Here is a 16,032-nt window from a genome sequence, read left to right on the forward strand (position 1 = left end):
GGCGTGCTCAGCCCTGCGGAGCCTCCTGCAGGGTGCGACGGGTGCGAAAGACGCGATCCGCGCCGCTCAGCGGGTCCGTGAAACGGAGTTCCCGCGCCAGCAGCTGCAGGGGGCGGCTGAAGTCGTCGGGGACCTCGGGAAGCAGGACGGGGTAGAACCCGTCGTTCATGATGCCCAGCCCGAGCGCTGCCAGATGCACCCGCAGCTGGTGCATGCGCCCGGTGTGCGGGTGCAGGAGAGTGTGGATCACCGGGGTGCCCGCATCGGTGCCGCCGCTCTCACCCGTCCCGATCAGCTCGATCAGCGTCTCGGAGTTCGGCTCCGCATCCGGGTCCACCTGGACGCACACGTTGCCACGCAGCTTGTCGATGCGATTGCGGTAGGTGAGCGGCAGCTCGGGGGCGGAGCCGGTGAGACGAGATACCGCCTCGTATGTCTTGCGCACGACGCGGTTCTCGAACAGCAGCTGGTAGGCGCCGCGCGTTGCCGGGCGTGCGGAGAACATGAGCAGACCGGCCGTCGCCCGATCCAGCCGGTGGATGGGGGTGAGGTCAGGGTTGTGCAGTGCATTTCGCAGTCGCACCAGAGCGGAGTTCTGGAGATACTTGCCGCCCGGGGTGGTCGGCAGGAAGTGCGGCTTGTCCACGACCACGAGATCGTCATCGACGTGCAGGATCTCGATCGGGAAGGGGATCTCCTTCTCGACGGGCGGCTCCCGGTAGTACCAGACGAACTCATGTGATCCGAGCGGAGCGCTTCGGGCCACGGCGGAGCCGTCTGCAGCGACGATCTCGCCCCGCTCGAAGCGCGCATACAGCCCCTCGGGATCCAGATGCCCGAACCGCTCCACCATATGGTCGGCAATCGTCGGCCACGGGCCGGTCAGCGGCACGTGCAGTCGCGTCGCTCCGACGCCGTCTCTGACGGGCAGGGGAGAGGGCATGGGCATCGTCCCATCCTCCCACCCTGCGGGGGAATCATCCTCCAGTAGGGGGTCGGCGCCTACCCTGGTCGGACGCGCGGCACGGCGCGGATTCCTAGCGTGGAATCATGAACTTCGCCGAGATCCTCACCGCCGTCGGCACCGCTCCCTGGGTGCCGCTCGTGGTCCTCGTGTTCTGCCTGCTCGACGGGTTCTTCCCTCCGGTGCCCAGCGAGACGGCCGTGATCGCAGCCGTCACCCTCGGTCTGGCGTCGGGCGGTGATCCGCTCTTCCTCACCGCGGTCCTCGTCGCGGCCGCGATCGGGGCCGCCGCCGGGGACTCGATCGCCTACGCGATCGGGCGAGCGTGCGGCACCGACCGGTGGGCGTGGATGCGCCGGCCGCGCGTGCAGACGGCGCTCGACTGGGCCGGCGCGCGAATGGTCGCGCGTCCCGCGCTGCTCATCCTCACAGCCCGCTACATCCCGATCGGGCGCGTCGCCGTGAACATGACCGCCGGCGCCACGCGCCTGTCCTACCGGCGCTTCCTGCCCATCAGCATCGTGGGGGCGGTGCTGTGGTCGGCGATGTGCCTGCTGCTCTCCGTGCTGGCGGCCACGTGGTTCGGTCACTCCCCGCTGCTCGCAGCCGGCGTCGGCATCGTACTGTCGCTGGTGCTCGGGCTGGGCGTGGATGCCGTGGCGCGCCTGCGCGAACGTCGTGCCGCGCGCGTGGGCGTCACTCCGAGTCGAACTCCAGATTCAGCTTCCGCAGCAGCGTCGCCAGTCGCTCACGGTCAGCGCGTGTGAGCACCGAGAGGATGTGAGCCTCCGCGTCGACAAGCCGCGTGATAGCGGCGTCGACGCGGATGCGACCATCGTCGGTGAGCGTCACGAGGACGCTGCGACCATCGCCCGGGTCCGCCTCGCGACGCACCAGGCGACGGCCCACAAGGCGGTCGATGCGGTTGGTCATGGTCCCCGACGAGACCAGCGTCTGCTGCAGGAGCTGCTTCGGGCTGAGCTGGAACGGCTCGCCGGCGCGGCGCAGGGCCGACAGCACATCCCACTCCCACGGCTCCAGGTCACTGCGCCGGAACGCCTCGCGCCGCGCGCGGTCCAGGTGCTTGGAGAGCCGGTCGACGCGCGAGAGCACGGACAGCGGGGAGAAGTCGAGATCGGGGCGCTGGCCGAGCCAGGCATCGACGATGCGGTCCACCTCGTCCGTGCTGCCGGTCATCCGTCCATTATGGGCCAGGCGCGCACGGTCTCCGGTCCCCACGCATGGCAGACTGTACGCGCGACAAATCGTCGCGGATCCGCCGTGGTGTAATGGCAGCACGACAGCCTTTGGAGCTGTGAGGTCTAGGTTCGAGTCCTGGCGGCGGAGCATGTCGGAGAACAATCTCGCCATCATCATCCTCGCGGCAGGGCAGGGGACCCGTATGCGCTCGCGGACACCCAAGGTGCTCCACGAGATCGGCGGACGATCGCTGCTGGCGCACGTCGTGGTCAACGCCGAGAAGCTGGCTGCCGACCATGTCGAGGTGGTCGTGCGCCACGAGCGCGAGCGCATCGTCGCTCACCTGGCGGACCTCTTCCCGAGCGTGGCCGTGGTCGATCAGGACGATGTCCCCGGTACCGGACGCGCGGTCGAGGTGGCCGTCAACGCGCTGCCCGACGACTTCGACGGCGACGTGCTCGTGCTCTCCGGCGACGTCCCGCTGCTGGAGGCGGACACCATGCGGGAGCTCGTCGCGGCGCACCGCGCCACCCGTGCGGCGGCCACGCTGCTGACGGCGATCATCGACGATCCCACCGGCTACGGGCGAGTCATCCGCGATGCCGACGGCTCCGTCTCCCGCATCGTCGAGCAGAAGGACGCCTCCCCGGAGGAAGCGGCGGTCACCGAGACCAACGCGGGCGTCTATGTCTTCACCGCCGCGGCGCTGCGACGGACTCTCCCCGGGATCGGCACCGACAACGCCCAGAACGAGAAGTACCTCACCAGCGTCATCGGCATCCTGCGCGCGGAGAACGAGCGCGTCTCGGCGGAGGTCGCGGCTGATCCGCGCGTGACCTTCGGCGTGAACGACCGCGCTCAGCTGAGCGACGTCGCGCGCATCCTCAACGCGCGAATCGTGCGCCGCTGGCAGCGCGACGGCGTGACCGTGATGGATCCCGCCACCACCTGGATCGATGACCAGGTCTCGCTGGCCCAGGACGTCACGATCCTCCCGAACACCTATCTGCTGGGCGCCACCTCCATCGCGGAGGGCGCCACGATCGGTCCCGACACCACGCTCGTCGACTGCGAAGTGGGCGAGGACGCCGTGGTCAAGCGCACCGACGCGACCCTCGCCGTCATCGGCGACCGCGCCACCGTCGGCCCGTGGTCCTACCTCCGTCCGGGGGCCACGCTCGCGCAAGAGGGCAAGATCGGCACCTTCGTGGAGATCAAGAACTCGCAGATCGGCGCCGGATCCAAGGTGCCGCATCTGTCCTACGTGGGCGACACGACCATCGGCACCGGGGTCAACCTCGGAGCCGGCGCGATCACCGCCAACTACGACGACATCACCAAGCACCGCACGGTGATCGGGGATGAAGTGCACACCGGCTCGCACAACGTGTTCGTCGCGCCCGTTACGATTGGAGCAGGCGCGAAGACCGGAGCAGGAGCGGTCATCCGCAAGGATGTCCCCGCGGGCGCGCTGGCCCTGAGCGTGGCGCCGCAGCGCAACGTCGAGGGCTGGGTCGAGAAGAACAGGCAGGGCACCCGTGCCGCGGCGGCAGCCGAGGACGCCCGAAACGCACAGAAGGCTGCAGATGGCAGGCAAGGGCAAGAAGAAGACCGTTGATCTCGATCGCGAAAACGACATCGCGCCCGGTCTCGAGGTAAAGACCAAGAAGCGTCTCGTTGTCGTTTCCGGAAGCTCGCACCCCGAGCTCGCCGCTCAGGTCGCCACGCAACTGGGCACCGAGCTTGCCCCGACCGAGCACCGTACCTTCGCATCGGGTGAGCTCTACACCCGCTTCGAGGTCTCTGTGCGCGGCTGCGACGTCTTCGTGGTGCAGTCCTTCGAGGGCGCGGTCAACAAGCAGATCATGGAGCTGCTGATCATGCTCGATGCGCTCAAGCGCGCATCGGCCAAGCGCATCACCGTGGTCGCCCCCTACTATCCCTACTCGCGTCAGGACAAGAAGGGTCGCGGCCGCGAGCCGATCAGCGCGCGGCTCGTCTCCGACCTCATGGCCACCGCTGGCGCCGATCGCGTCATGTCGGTGGACCTGCACGCCGCGCAGATCCAGGGCTTCTTCGACGGTCCCGTCGACCACCTGTTCGCCAAGCCCGTGCTGCTGGACTACTTCGAGCGCACCCTGTCTGCGTCCGACCGCGACAAGCTGACCATCGTCTCGCCCGACATGGGTCGTGTGCGCGTAGCCGACACCTGGTCTGACAGCCTCAACGCCCCGCTGGCGATCATCCACAAGCGCCGCGACCCGAAGGTCGCCAACCAAGTCTCGGTGCATGAGATCGTCGGGTCCGTGGACGGTCGCGTCTGTCTCCTGGTCGACGACATGATCGACACCGGCGGCACCATCCAGAAGGCGGCCGAGGCGCTCAAGGCCAACGGAGCGGAGCGCGTCATCGTCGCGGCGACGCACGCCATCTTCTCCGACCCGGCCGTGCAGCGCCTGCAGAGCGAGGCCATCGATGAGGTCGTGGTCACCGACACCGTGCCGCTGCCCGCCGACAAGGTCTTCCCCGGCCTGACCATTCTGCCGATCGCCCCGCTGCTCGCACGGGCCATTCAGGAGGTCTTCGAGGACGGTTCCGTCACCAGCATGTTCGACGGCGCGGCCTGACGGTCACAGCAGACGCATAGGTCGTTCAGGGGGAGCGGAGTGGTCCGATCCCTAATCTGAGGGAGAAGACCTGAGGAGGACCCCATGGCCCGTACCCCGCTCCACCTGAACCGGCCCGTCCGCACCGCCGCCACGCTGGCGTCGGTCGCCGGGATCGCGCTGCTCGCCGGCTGCTCGGCCGGCGCGGCCGAAGCCGATACCGCGACCACCGGCGCGGTCTCCGGCACCGGTACGACCACCAGCGGCTCCGCACCCGCCACCGCCTCCGCCGGCGGCACCACCGGCGGTTACGTCGCCGGCACCTACGAGGGCGACGGCAGCTATTCCAACCCGCACGGGAACATCGAGAAGGTGCACGTCAGCATGACAATCACCGCCGACGGCACCGTCGAATCCGTCGATGTGACCGGGACCACGGATGGTGCCGAGAGCGCTCAGTACCAGTCGCTGTTCATCGGCGGGATCTCCGACGAGGTCGTGGGCAAGAAGATCGACGAGCTCAACGTCACCGTCGTCTCGGGATCCTCGCTGACCAGCGGCGGATTCATGCAGGCGGTGGACGCCATCGAGGCGGAAGCCGCGGCATGAGCGCGGACGCGTCGTGGCGATTCGACGCGATCGGCACGGCGTGGACCATCCGCACCGAGCGGGACCTTCCGGAACCACTGCGGGCGGACGTCCTGTCCCTGATCGACGCCTTTGACCGGGAGTGGTCGCGTTTCCGGTCCGATTCCCTCGTCACCGCTCTGGCCGGGGGCGGCCGCGCAGCGGCGCCCGTTGACGCTGCTCCGATGTTCGAGGTCTATCGCGAACTCGCGGAGGCGACCGACGACGCGGTGAATCCGCTGATCGGAGGTTCGCTTGAGGCACTCGGCTATGGGGTGCGCCCCGGAACCCCCGGCCGGGCGATGCCCGCGCCGTCGTGGCGAGACGCGCTGCACTGGGATGGGGGCGCGCTGGTGCTTTCCGCGCCTGCCGTGATCGATGTCGGTGCGCTCGGTAAAGGGCGCCTCGCCGATCGCGTGTTCGCTCTCATCCGCTCCCGGACGCCCGGCACCGTGATCGTCGACGCGTCGGGTGACATCCGACTCGACGCCGCGGAGGAGACCGTGCGCATCGCGCTGGAGCATCCGTACGATCCGACGCGCGCGATCGGCGTCGCCACCCTCAGCAGCGGGGCGGTCTGCGCGTCAGCCACCAATCGCCGGGTGTGGGGTGACGGGCTCCACCACGTGCTGGACGGCCGCACGGGACTCCCGGTGGACGTCGTCGTGGCCACGTGGGCGTTCCTGCCCGACGCGATGCACGCCGATGCGCTCGCCACGGCACTGTTTTTCGACGGTGGCCTCGAACTCGCCCATGCGTGGGGTGCACAGTGGATTCGCGTGCTCTCCGACGGGCGCGCCGAACACCAGCTGACCGACGCGAACATCGAACTCTTCCGCTGAACCCCTCAGGAGCCCCCATGAGAGCCCTCCTCGCCTCCGTCCGCACCCGGATCCTCGCGGTGCTGGGTGCCGTCGGCATGTACCGGCTCGTCCTGTTCGCTCTGATGCTGCTCGCCGGCATCGCCTTTGCGGTCTCCTTCACCGGGCGTATCGTGGCGACGCCGGCATCGCTCGCGCTCTCCGCGCTGGTCCTGCTGGTATCCGTCGGCGTCGTGGATGTCATCGGCCACGCCATCATCCGTCGGCCGCTGCGACTGGAGTCCGGGGCCATCACCGCGCTCATTCTGCTGTTCGTGCTGTTTCCCACCACCGATCCGGCCGGGCTCGCGGTGCTGGCCCTCGCGGGTGGTGCGGCGAGTGCGTCGAAGTTCGTCCTCGCCCCGTGGGGCCGGCATCTGCTGAACCCGGCCGCGTTCGGCGCCGCCGTCGTCACGGTCAGCGGCCTCGGCTCCTCGATGTGGTGGATCGGGACCCCGCAGCTCGCCATCGCCGTGCTGGTGCTCGGCCTGGTCGTCGTGTGGCGGGCGGAGAAGCTGCGGATCGCCCTGCTCTTCATGGCCGTGGCGATCGTCGTGGGGGCGACGCGAGGGCTCATCACCGCCGCGCAGTTCGGCCTCTCCCAGACGCCCGGCCAGATCATCTGGACCGCCGTGGCGTCCTCGCCGGTCCTCTTCGCGGGACTGTTCATGATCACAGAACCACTGACCCTCCCGCCGCGTCGCCGCGATCAGATCATCGTGGCGGTGGTCGCGGGGGCGCTCGCGGGCTGGCCGTTCGCCCTGGGCCCGTTCGTGATGTTCCCCGAGGTGGCCATCCTGGTGGGCAACCTGCTGGCCTTCGCTCTGGCGTTCCGCGTCCGTCGCGGCGCTCGTCTCACTCTCGCGGCACGACGACGCGTCACCCCCTCCATCGAGGAGCTGGTGCTGCACGCCACCGCTCCGGTCTCCTTCGCCCCGGGACAGTACGTGGAGCTGGAGGTTCCGCACCGCCGTTCTGACGCGCGCGGTACCCGCCGGGAGTTCAGCATCGTGTCTCGTCCGGGGGAGGACATCCGCATCGCCTACCGCGTTCCGGATGGCCGCCAGTCCTCGTTCAAGACGGCGCTGGGCGCTCTCCGCGAGGGCGCGCGTGTCTCGACCACCGGTGTGCACGGTGACTTCACGCTGCCTGCGGATGATGCGCCCGTCCTGCTGGTGGCGGCCGGGATCGGCGTCACCCCGTTCGTGTCGCAGCTGCGCAGCGAGCCCGCGCGCGACGCGGTGCTGCTCTATGTCGTCTCCTCCGTCACGGAGCTCGCGTATGCGGACGAACTCGCCACCACCGGGGCTCGCGTCATCGTGGTCGCCCGCGACGCCTCGCCGGAGACTGTTCCGGCTGGGTGGGAGGCAGTCACCGAGCGGCTCACCGCGGCCTCGCTGCCGTCCGTGGTGGGCGATCTGAGTGCGCGTCACGCGATGATCTCCGGGCCGCCGCGGCTGATCGCCGAGCTCGCCCCGGCGCTGTCGGACGCCCGCTCCGTCCGCACCGACGCCTTCGCCGGCTACTGAGCCGGCCGGAACTCCGGCGTCTTGCTGGCGCCACCGCGCTGCGTCAGGAAAGTCGGCGTCTATCGTCGGCCGAGGGTGGTGCGCGGGTGAGCGACCTGGTGTGGCGTGATTGTCCTATCCCGGCGTCGTGCATGGTGCGGGGCTTCGTGCATGGCCGGCGCTGCGCGGGCCGAGCGCGCGCGGTGTGCGCCGGGACACGACGAAGGCCGGGCCCCACCGGACCCGGCCTTCGTCGTGGAATCAGGCTTCGGCTGCAGCCTTGTCCGTCTTCGCCTCGTCGGGCTTGGCGTCGACGCCGGCTTCCTTGCGCTGCAGTTCGGTGATCGGGGCCGGAGCCGCGGTCAGCGGGTCGTAGCCGCCACCGGTCTTCGGGAACGCGATGACCTCACGGATCGAGTCCTCGCCGGCAAGCAGCGAGACCACGCGGTCCCAGCCGAACGCGATGCCGCCGTGCGGGGGAGCGCCGTACTTGAAGCCCTCCAGCAGGAATCCGAACTGCTCGGTGGCCTGCTCCTCGGTGACGCCCATGAGCGCGAAGACGCGCTCCTGCAGCTCGCGGTCGTGGATACGGATGGAACCGCCGCCGATCTCGTTGCCGTTGCACACGATGTCGTACGCATAGGCGAGGGCCGTGCCCGGGTCGGTGTCGAACGTGTCGTAGAACTCCGGCTTGGGGGAGGTGAACGCGTGGTGCACCGCCGTCCAGGATCCGGCGCCGACGGCGACGTCACCGGAGGCGACGGCGTCAGCGGCGGGCTCGAACATCGGAGCGTCCACGACCCACACGAACGCCCAGTCGCCGTCCTTGATGAGGCCGGTGCGGTGACCGATCTCGACGCGGGCGGCGCCGAGGAGCGCGCGGGTCGGCTTCGCCTCGCCGGCGCCGAAGAAGATGCAGTCGCCGGGGTTCGCCCCGACCGCCTCGACGATGTTGGCCGACTCCCACTCGGTGAGGTTCTTCGCGACCGGACCAGTGAGCGTTCCATCCTCCTGGACCAGCACGTAGGCGAGGCCCTTGCCGCCGCGCTGCTTGGCCCACTCCTGCCAGCCATCCAGCTGACGACGCGCCTGTGACGCACCACCGGGCATCACGACGGCGCCGACATAGGGCGACTGGAAGACACGGAACTCGGTGTCCTTGAAGAACTCCTTCAGCTCCACCAGCGGCAGGCCGAAGCGCAGGTCGGGCTTGTCCGAACCGTAGAGGCGCATCGCCTCGTGGTACGTGATCCGCTCGATCGGGGTGTCGACGGAGACACCGATGAGCGCCCATAGGCGCTTCACGATCTCCTCACCCAGCGCGATGATGTCGTCCTGCTCCACGAAGGAGGCCTCGATGTCGAGCTGGGTGAACTCCGGCTGACGGTCGGCACGGAAGTCCTCGTCGCGGTAGCAGCGAGCCAGCTGGAAGTACTTCTCCACGCCGCCCACCTGCAGCAGCTGCTTGAACAGCTGAGGGGACTGGGGAAGCGCGTACCACTTGCCCGGGGCAAGACGTGCCGGCACGATGAAATCGCGCGCGCCCTCGGGCGTCGAGCGGGTCATCGTGGGCGTCTCGACCTCGAGGAAGCCGTTCTCGTACAGGAAGTCACGGGCGACGCGGTTCGCCTCCGAGCGTAGCCGCAGGTTGGCGGCCGGCTTCGCGCGGCGCAGGTCGATGTAGCGGTGCTTCAGACGGGTCTCCTCGCCGATCTCGGCGTGGTCGTCCAGCTGGAACGGCAGCGGAGCCGAGGTGTTGAGCACCGTGAGCTCGTCGGCGCTGATCTCGATCTCGCCCGTGGGCAGGTCGGGGTTCTCGTTGCCCTCGGGGCGACGAGACACCGTGCCGGTGACGGAGATGACGAACTCGTTGCGCAGCGGCGAGAACACCGACTCGTCGTGGACCACGATCTGGGCGATGCCCGAGCGATCGCGCAGATCCAGGAAGGCGACTCCGCCGTGATCGCGGCGACGGGCAACCCAACCCGCGAGGGTGACGGTCTGTCCGATGTGCTCAGCGCGGAGGGTTCCCGCGTCATGCGTGCGCAGCACGATTGTCCTTTCTCTGCGGCGCGGTGTCCCCGCGCCCCCTCGATCCTACCGGCCCTCGTGCGCCCGCCCTCCGCCTCGGCCTCGACCTCTCCGCCACACCGTGACACTTCCCGCTATGGGCGAGACTGGCCGCGATGCGATGATTCTCGCCCGCGGACGGAAGTCCCCGGGCGCGAGGTACCCGGGGGCACCGGCGAGGGTGGGTCAGCCGGCGAGCGACGCCGGGGGCGGCACGCTGGTGCCGGTCACCGGCACCAGCGGCAGACGCAGCGTGAAGGTGGTGTCGCCCGGCTCGCTGGTCACCGAGAGCGAGCCGTGATGAGCCTCGGCGATCGCACGCGCGATGGAGAGGCCGAGACCAGTGCCGCCGGTCTTGCGCGCGCGGGAGCGGTCGGCGCGGGAGAACCGCTCGAACAGCTCGTCACGCACCGCCGGATCGATCCCGGGGCCGTTGTCGTGCACCGTGATGACGGCCTCGTGCCCGTCCCGATGCAGGCCCAGTTCCACCGCGGTCCCTTCGGGGGTGTGCGTGCGCGCGTTGGCGAGGAGATTGGTGACGACCTGCGCGATGCGGCCGGCGTCGCCGCTCACCATCACCGACTCGCCCTCGACGTCCACGCTCCAGCTGTGATCTCGGCCGGCGGCGCGCGCATCGGAGACCGCGTCGATGACGAGGGGCGTGAGATCCACCTCACCCACCACCAGCTCCTGGCCTTCGTCGAGCCTCGCCAGCAGCAGCAGGTCCTCGACGAGGGTGGTCATGCGCACCGACTGCGCTTGTATCCGCTCCAGCGCTGCGGTGGTGGTCTCGGGGTTCTCGGACGACCGCAGCGACAGCTCCGAGTACCCGCGAATGGAGGCGAGAGGGGTGCGCAGTTCGTGGCTGGCGTCGGCGACGAAGCGCCGCATCAGCTCCTCGTTGCGGGCGCGGGCCTGCAGGGAGGCGTCGACGTGATCGAGCATGGTGTTCAGTGCGGCACCCACGCGTCCCACTTCGGTGTGGTCGTCGACCGATTCCTGGGCTACACGATCGGTGATGGCGACGCGGCCCTCGTCGAGTTTGAGGTGGGCCACCTGCTCGGCCGTGGCAACCACCTCGCGCAGCGGCCGCAGCCCCGAGCGGATCACCAGCACCGTCGCGAGGGCGAGGATGATGAGCCCGCCGATGGTGACGATCGCGACGGCCCACAGCAGGATGGTGACCTGTTCGTCCACGCTGGAGAGGGAGAGGCCGATCAGGCCGATGACCTGCGTGTTCGGGATGACGATGGCCGTGACACGATAGCTCCCGCCGCCATCGATGTGCACGTCCACGGTTCCGCGCGGCTGCGGACGATCAGAAGTGATGAGCCGGGTGAGGGCGTCGCGGATGCCGCCGGTGACGGCCTCGGAATCCAGGGAGGTGATGCTGGTCTCAGAGACCACGGCGCCGTTGTAGGAGGAGCCGTCGGGATCGGGGAGGATCAGGAGGGTGCCGGGCTGGGAGTGCACGGCGGCGAGAATCTGCGCGGGATCCGTGTAGCCCTGGAAGATTGCGCTGGCGATCTGGCCGGAGGTGCGATCCGACGTGCTCTTCACCCGGTCGCTGAGTTGCTGATCCAGCGTCGCGCGCAGCACGACGCTGACCACGATGGCGACGAGGATCAGCAGCACCGAGACGATGCTCAGCACCGTCACCATCAGCCTCGTCTGCAGAGTCCAGTGACGACGCGACGCCGCTACGCGCGGCTCAGCCGCGTCGGTCGTGCTCACTGCGGTGCCTTGACCATGTATCCCACGCCGCGCACGGTATGGATGAGCGGCTCCCTGCCGGCGTCGATCTTCTTGCGCAGGTACGAGATGTACAGCTCCACCACACTCGACCGGCCGCCGAAATCGTAGTTCCACACCCGGTCGAGGATCTGCGCCTTGGAGACCACGCGTCGCTGGTTACGCATCAGGAAGCGGAGCAGTTCGAACTCGGTTGCGGTCAGCTCGATCTCCTCGTCACCGCGCATGACTTCATGGCTGTCCTCGTTGAGAGAGAGATCCGCCACCCGCAGAATCGGCTCGGCCTCCGCGGACAGTGCGGTACCGGCGCGGCGCATCAGCGCGCGCAGGCGCGCGACCACTTCCTCCAGGCTGAAGGGCTTGGTGACGTAGTCGTCGCCGCCCGCCGTGAGACCGGCGACACGGTCGCCCACTGCGTCCTTCGCGGTGAGGAACAGCACGGGCACCTCGTTGCCGGACTGCCGCAATCGCTGCAGCACCCCCATGCCGTCCAGGTCCGGCATCATGATGTCGAGCACCATGGCGTCGGGGGCGAAGTCGCGGGCGAGAGCGAGCGCTTCGAGGCCGGATGCGGCCGTCTTGACGTCCCAGCCCTCCATGCGCAGAGCCATGGAGAGCAGGTCGGTAAGCATCTGCTCGTCGTCGACGACGGCGACGCGGACCGGGGAGCCGTCGGGCCGGGTGAGTGCGGAAGTCGTGTGTGCCATGTGGGTATTGTGCGCGCCTACCTATGCAGTTCCTGTGGAGGAGCCTATGTCCTCGCTGTGAGTGAGCGGGCGGGATCCATAGGCCTCGCATAACCAGCACTGGCGGAACGCATGAGAGCGATCCCTAGCGTCGAAGGGCGCCGGGAACACCGCAGGCGCAGAAGCAGAGACGGAGAACGATGTACTTCACATACCTGCGCCGCGAGCTGAGCGGGCGCAAGAAGCAGAGCATCATCGTCGCGATCGGACTCGCCGTCGCGATCGCGCTGGTGATGGTGGTCAACGCGCTCTCGGGCGGGGTGAGCCAAGCGCAGGCACAGGCGCTGTCGAGCGTGTATGGCGTGGGGACCGATCTGACGGTGACCGGCAGCGCCACCCAGCCCGGCGATGGCCAGCGCGGACAGCGGTTCGACTTCGGATCCGGCGCGGGCGAGACCGCGGACGGGACGACCTCCCTCAGCTCGTCGCGGCTGATGACGGACATGATGCGGGGCACGCTGGACGCCACCACGGTGGCGACGGTCGCCGCGACCGACGGGGTCGCCGCCGCCACCGGCACGCTCAGCCTCACCAACACCACCTTCAGCGGTGAGCTGCCCGACTTCTCCCAGATGCAGCAGAACCCCGGCACCACCGATGGGGGGGACGGAGACCGGCCGCGGAGCTCCGGGGGCAACGCCGCCGCAGGGCGGCCCGGACGGCGCCGGCGGCAGCAGCTTCGGGGTCGACAGCTTCAGCGTGCTGGGAGTGGACCCGGCAGCGACCACCGTGGGCCCGCTGTCCTCGGTGACCCTCACCGACGGGCGCCTCCTCACCTCCGCGGACGATGACGCGGCCGTCGCCGTCGTCGATGCCACTTACGCGACCGCGAACGAGATCAGCGTCGGCGGCACCATCGAAGTCGGAGGCACAGACGTTGAGGTCGTCGGGATCGTGGCATCGGGCTCCTCTGCGGCTGAAACCGCCGCGGATGTGTTCCTGCCACTGACCACCGCGCAGACCCTCTCCGAGGCGGGCGCGGTCGTCTCCACCGTCTATGTGCAGGCCGCCTCCGCAAGCGAGATCGGCGCCGTGCAGAGCGCGCTCGCGGCCGCTCTTCCGGACGCGACCGTCAACTCCCAGTCGGATCTCGCAGAGACGGTGAGCGGCTCGCTCTCCAGCGCCACCTCCCTCATCACCAACCTCGGCCTGTGGCTGTCGATCCTCGTGCTGGCCGTCGCGCTCCTGCTGGCGGTGCTGCTGACGGTGAGCGGTGTCACGCGGCGCACCCGCGAGTTCGGAACCCTGAAGGCGATCGGCTGGTCAGATGCGCGCGTCGTCTCCCAGGTGGCGGGGGAGTCCCTCATCCAGGGACTGCTCGGCGGCGTCATCGGCATCGTGCTGGGGCTCGCGGCGATCATCACCATCAACGTGATCGCACCGACCATCTCCACCGCGCCCACCGCCGGTATGAGCGGCCCGGGCGGTTTCCCCGGAGGCGGGTTCCCGGGAAGCGCGCAAACGGCATCGGAGATCACCCTGTCCGCACCGATCACTCTCTGGGTGATCCTCGCGGCCGTCGGCGTCGCCGTTCTCGGCGGACTGGTCGCCGGCATCTTCGGCGGCTGGCGAGCGGCCCGTCTCAGCCCGTCCGAGGCGCTTCGCGCCGTCAACTGACCCACACTTCCAGGAGCACATCATGACCATGACGCAGATCACGACCCCGGACGACACGCTCGATCTTCCCCGTGCGATGTTCCGCCTCACCGACGTCACCCGGACATACCGCCAGAAGGGGCGGGAAATCACCGCTTTGCGCAGCACCAGCCTGGAGATCGGCGTCGGCGAGTTCGTCACCATCCAGGGGCCCACCGGTGGCGGTAAGTCCACCTTCCTGCAGATCCTCGGGGCCCTGGATCGGCCGAGCACCGGTGAGGTGCGCATCGGAGAATCCGAGATCGCCCGCGCCAGCAACCGTCGCCTCACCGAGGTGCGTGCGCAGGAGATCGGATTCGTCTTCCAGGCCTTCAATCTGATCCCCACCCTCAGTGCGTCGGAGAACGTCGACATGGCGCTCGAACCGCTGCACCTGCCCGCCGCGGACCGAGCGCGACGAGTGCAGGAAGCGCTAGAGCACGTCGGGCTCTCGGAGCGGGCCGACCACCGTCCGAGCGAGCTCTCCGGCGGTCAGCAGCAGCGCGTGGCCATCGCACGCGCCATCGTCAAACGGCCCCGGGTCCTGCTCGCGGACGAGCCCACCGGGAACCTCGACGAGAGCATGCGTGACGAGATCCTCGACGTCCTGCAGCGACTGCACGGCGAGGGGCTGACCCTGGTGGTCGTGACTCACGACTCGGCCGTCGCGCGGCGGGCCACCCGGCGCCTGCGCCTGGAGAACGGGGTGGTGCGCGACATCACGCGCTGAGGCTGACGGATGGGGGCCCGGCGACGCGCCCCCATCCGTCGTCGCTGCGGGCCCGGGGCGCGTAGGGTGTGGCCATGCTCGACGTGCGGACCTACATCGATGGCGTGGCCCAAACCGCAGAGGACTACGCCGATGCGCTTGCGGCAGCGACCGCAGGCAACGGCGTGGTCTGGGCCGATCTGCTCCTGGAAGACGATGAGGCGCTGGAGGAGGTCGCTGCCGCTCTGGGGTGGCACGAGGTGATCCCCGCGATGCTGCGCCAGTCCCACAAACGCGCAAAGGTGGAGCACACGAAGTCGGCCACCGTGCTCGTGCTGCTGCCGGCGCGGTACCTGGACGAGCCGGAGGAGGTGGAGCTGTCGAGTCTGGCCATCGTGGTCGGCCCCGCGAGCGTCGTGACCATCCGCGGCGCCGCCTGGGTCGACGTCGATGCGGCGCGGGACTTCCTCAGCGCACATCCCGTTGCGGCCGGGGCCGGGCCGTACGGCATCACCTGGGGGATCTGCGAGACCGTGCTCGCGGACAGTGCCTCCGTCTTGGAGGGCGTCGAACAGGACATCGACGAGATCGAGGAGCAGCTGTTCGCCACCGATACCACGGACGTGTCGAGGCGCATCTTCGCCCTGCAGCGTGAGCTCGTCCGGCTGCAGCACGCGGCATCTCCCGTCCCCGACATGCTGGACGACCTCGGCGACGCCCTTCCCGCGGCGGCGGCGTTCCTGCGCTCCGCCTATCGTTCCGCCTCGGATCATGCCGAGCACGCTCACGGCCGGGTGGTGGGGTTCCGCCAGACGCTGGACAACGCGCTGTCGGTGCACGCCACCCTGGTCGGGGAGCAGAGCAACGCCGAGATGGCGAAGATGACCGAGTTCTCGATCAGGCAGAACGATCAGGTGAAGAAGATCTCGTCCTGGGCGGCCATCGGCTTCGCACCGTCACTCATCGCCGGCATCTACGGCATGAACTTCCACGCCATGCCGGAGCTGTCCTGGCCGTGGGGATATCCCGCCGCCCTCCTCCTCATGGTGGCCGTGGGCGGTGGGCTGTATTGGGTGTTCAAACGACACGACTGGCTGTGATCGCCGGCGCTCTCGCAGCGCTGCGCGCAGGGCGGCCCCGTCACCCGCGGGGATGAGCAGTGCCGCGGCGTGGGCGAGCGCGATCATCGCGCAGAAGGCCACCAGCAGCGGCGCCACCGCGATGGCGGGCAGCAGCAGGGTGGCGACCAGCATCGGCACCGCAGCCCCGGCGGCGACGATCGCCGCATCGCGGACAGCGCCACCGCTGGGGCGCACCAGACGGCAGGACAGACCGCGCACGACGAGGATCCCCGG

15 protein-coding genes and 1 tRNA gene are annotated in these 16,032 nt (G+C 69.2%); 11 read left to right on the forward strand and 5 right to left on the reverse strand.

Annotated features, from left to right (window positions below):
• Nucleotides 1–7 precede the first annotated feature (7 nt).
• On the reverse strand, nucleotides 8–949 hold the full coding sequence (locus tag LQ566_RS13880; RefSeq protein WP_231092314.1) for a pseudouridine synthase: 942 nt from the start codon (nucleotides 947–949) through the stop codon (nucleotides 8–10).
• Between the two features lie 101 nt (nucleotides 950–1,050).
• Between LQ566_RS13880 and LQ566_RS13885 the strand changes: the two genes are divergently transcribed.
• Nucleotides 1,051–1,731: a DedA family protein gene (locus LQ566_RS13885; protein WP_231092315.1), complete on the forward strand. Its 681-nt coding sequence runs from the start codon at nucleotides 1,051–1,053 to the stop codon at nucleotides 1,729–1,731.
• Here the strand turns inward: LQ566_RS13885 and LQ566_RS13890 are convergent.
• Entirely contained in the window at nucleotides 1,661–2,161 is a 501-nt protein-coding gene (locus tag LQ566_RS13890) for a MarR family winged helix-turn-helix transcriptional regulator (protein WP_231092316.1), read from the reverse strand. The two genes, LQ566_RS13885 and LQ566_RS13890, sit on opposite strands and share 71 nt — an antisense overlap.
• A 78-nt stretch (nucleotides 2,162–2,239) precedes the next feature.
• Between LQ566_RS13890 and LQ566_RS13895 the strand changes: the two genes are divergently transcribed.
• The 6 genes from LQ566_RS13895 (at nucleotide 2,240) to LQ566_RS13920 (ending at nucleotide 7,786) form a co-directional block, all read left to right on the forward strand.
• Nucleotides 2,240–2,311, forward strand: a tRNA-Gln gene (locus LQ566_RS13895).
• A 1-nt stretch (nucleotide 2,312) separates the two neighbouring features.
• Nucleotides 2,313–3,782, forward strand: a complete 1,470-nt coding sequence (gene glmU, locus LQ566_RS13900; RefSeq protein ID WP_231092317.1) for a bifunctional UDP-N-acetylglucosamine diphosphorylase/glucosamine-1-phosphate N-acetyltransferase GlmU — start codon at nucleotides 2,313–2,315, stop codon at nucleotides 3,780–3,782.
• Nucleotides 3,751–4,791: a ribose-phosphate diphosphokinase gene (locus LQ566_RS13905; RefSeq protein WP_231092318.1), complete on the forward strand. Its 1,041-nt coding sequence runs from the start codon at nucleotides 3,751–3,753 to the stop codon at nucleotides 4,789–4,791. Before glmU ends, LQ566_RS13905 begins: the two co-directional genes overlap by 32 nt.
• Before the next feature lie 84 nt (nucleotides 4,792–4,875).
• A complete protein-coding gene (locus tag LQ566_RS13910) occupies nucleotides 4,876–5,379 on the forward strand; it encodes an FMN-binding protein (protein ID WP_231092319.1) in 504 nt (167 codons plus the stop codon).
• Complete coding sequence (locus LQ566_RS13915; RefSeq protein WP_231092320.1) at nucleotides 5,376–6,239, forward strand: FAD:protein FMN transferase; 864 nt, start codon at nucleotides 5,376–5,378, stop codon at nucleotides 6,237–6,239. The genes LQ566_RS13910 and LQ566_RS13915 overlap by 4 nt, the downstream gene beginning before the upstream one ends.
• A gap of 17 nt (nucleotides 6,240–6,256) precedes the next feature.
• Nucleotides 6,257–7,786 carry a ferredoxin--NADP reductase gene (locus LQ566_RS13920; RefSeq protein WP_231092321.1) on the forward strand — a complete coding sequence of 510 codons (1,530 nt, stop codon included), beginning with the start codon at nucleotides 6,257–6,259 and terminating at the stop codon, nucleotides 7,784–7,786.
• A 240-nt stretch (nucleotides 7,787–8,026) separates the two neighbouring features.
• On the opposite strand, the gene aspS is transcribed toward LQ566_RS13920, so the two are convergent.
• From aspS to LQ566_RS13935, 3 genes are all read right to left on the reverse strand, one after another.
• Entirely contained in the window at nucleotides 8,027–9,817 is a 1,791-nt protein-coding gene (gene aspS / locus LQ566_RS13925; RefSeq protein ID WP_231092322.1) for an aspartate--tRNA ligase, read from the reverse strand.
• Nucleotides 9,818–10,021: 204 nt separating this feature from the next.
• Nucleotides 10,022–11,569: a sensor histidine kinase gene (locus LQ566_RS13930; RefSeq protein WP_231092323.1), complete on the reverse strand. Its 1,548-nt coding sequence runs from the start codon at nucleotides 11,567–11,569 to the stop codon at nucleotides 10,022–10,024.
• Entirely contained in the window at nucleotides 11,566–12,294 is a 729-nt protein-coding gene (locus LQ566_RS13935; RefSeq protein WP_231092324.1) for a response regulator transcription factor, read from the reverse strand. The genes LQ566_RS13930 and LQ566_RS13935 overlap by 4 nt, the downstream gene beginning before the upstream one ends.
• Before the next feature lie 179 nt (nucleotides 12,295–12,473).
• Here LQ566_RS13935 and LQ566_RS13940 point away from each other — a divergent pair, with 179 nt between their 5' ends.
• The 4 genes from LQ566_RS13940 to LQ566_RS13955 all read left to right on the forward strand — a co-directional run bounded on the left by LQ566_RS13940 (nucleotide 12,474) and on the right by LQ566_RS13955 (nucleotide 15,777).
• On the forward strand, nucleotides 12,474–13,124 hold the full coding sequence (locus LQ566_RS13940; protein ID WP_231092325.1) for a hypothetical protein: 651 nt from the start codon (nucleotides 12,474–12,476) through the stop codon (nucleotides 13,122–13,124).
• Complete coding sequence (locus tag LQ566_RS17700; protein WP_231092326.1) at nucleotides 13,042–13,950, forward strand: ABC transporter permease; 909 nt, start codon at nucleotides 13,042–13,044, stop codon at nucleotides 13,948–13,950. The genes LQ566_RS13940 and LQ566_RS17700 overlap by 83 nt, the downstream gene beginning before the upstream one ends.
• 28 nt (nucleotides 13,951–13,978) lie before the next feature.
• The gene (locus LQ566_RS13950; RefSeq protein ID WP_372459809.1) at nucleotides 13,979–14,698 is read left to right on the forward strand and encodes an ABC transporter ATP-binding protein; all 720 of its coding nucleotides are present in this window, start codon (nucleotides 13,979–13,981) and stop codon (nucleotides 14,696–14,698) included.
• Between the two features lie 74 nt (nucleotides 14,699–14,772).
• Nucleotides 14,773–15,777 carry a magnesium and cobalt transport protein CorA gene (locus tag LQ566_RS13955; protein ID WP_231092328.1) on the forward strand — a complete coding sequence of 335 codons (1,005 nt, stop codon included), beginning with the start codon at nucleotides 14,773–14,775 and terminating at the stop codon, nucleotides 15,775–15,777.
• The last annotated feature ends 255 nt before the right edge of the window (nucleotides 15,778–16,032 follow it).

The organism is Microbacterium nymphoidis (genome assembly GCF_021044885.1).
GTDB lineage: Bacteria > Actinomycetota > Actinomycetes > Actinomycetales > Microbacteriaceae > Microbacterium > Microbacterium nymphoidis.

Coding starts and splice junctions, on each gene's coding strand:
- LQ566_RS13880 (WP_231092314.1), bottom strand. CDS start 949: ATGCCCATGCCCTCTCCCCTGCCCGTCAGAGACGGCGTCGGAGCGACG.
- LQ566_RS13885 (WP_231092315.1), top strand. CDS start 1,051: ATGAACTTCGCCGAGATCCTCACCGCCGTCGGCACCGCTCCCTGGGTG.
- LQ566_RS13890 (WP_231092316.1), bottom strand. CDS start 2,161: ATGACCGGCAGCACGGACGAGGTGGACCGCATCGTCGATGCCTGGCTC.
- glmU (WP_231092317.1), top strand. CDS start 2,313: ATGTCGGAGAACAATCTCGCCATCATCATCCTCGCGGCAGGGCAGGGG.
- LQ566_RS13905 (WP_231092318.1), top strand. CDS start 3,751: ATGGCAGGCAAGGGCAAGAAGAAGACCGTTGATCTCGATCGCGAAAAC.
- LQ566_RS13910 (WP_231092319.1), top strand. CDS start 4,876: ATGGCCCGTACCCCGCTCCACCTGAACCGGCCCGTCCGCACCGCCGCC.
- LQ566_RS13915 (WP_231092320.1), top strand. CDS start 5,376: ATGAGCGCGGACGCGTCGTGGCGATTCGACGCGATCGGCACGGCGTGG.
- LQ566_RS13920 (WP_231092321.1), top strand. CDS start 6,257: ATGAGAGCCCTCCTCGCCTCCGTCCGCACCCGGATCCTCGCGGTGCTG.
- LQ566_RS13935 (WP_231092324.1), bottom strand. CDS start 12,294: ATGGCACACACGACTTCCGCACTCACCCGGCCCGACGGCTCCCCGGTC.
- LQ566_RS13940 (WP_231092325.1), top strand. CDS start 12,474: ATGTACTTCACATACCTGCGCCGCGAGCTGAGCGGGCGCAAGAAGCAG.
- LQ566_RS13950 (WP_372459809.1), top strand. CDS start 13,979: ATGACGCAGATCACGACCCCGGACGACACGCTCGATCTTCCCCGTGCG.
- LQ566_RS13955 (WP_231092328.1), top strand. CDS start 14,773: ATGCTCGACGTGCGGACCTACATCGATGGCGTGGCCCAAACCGCAGAG.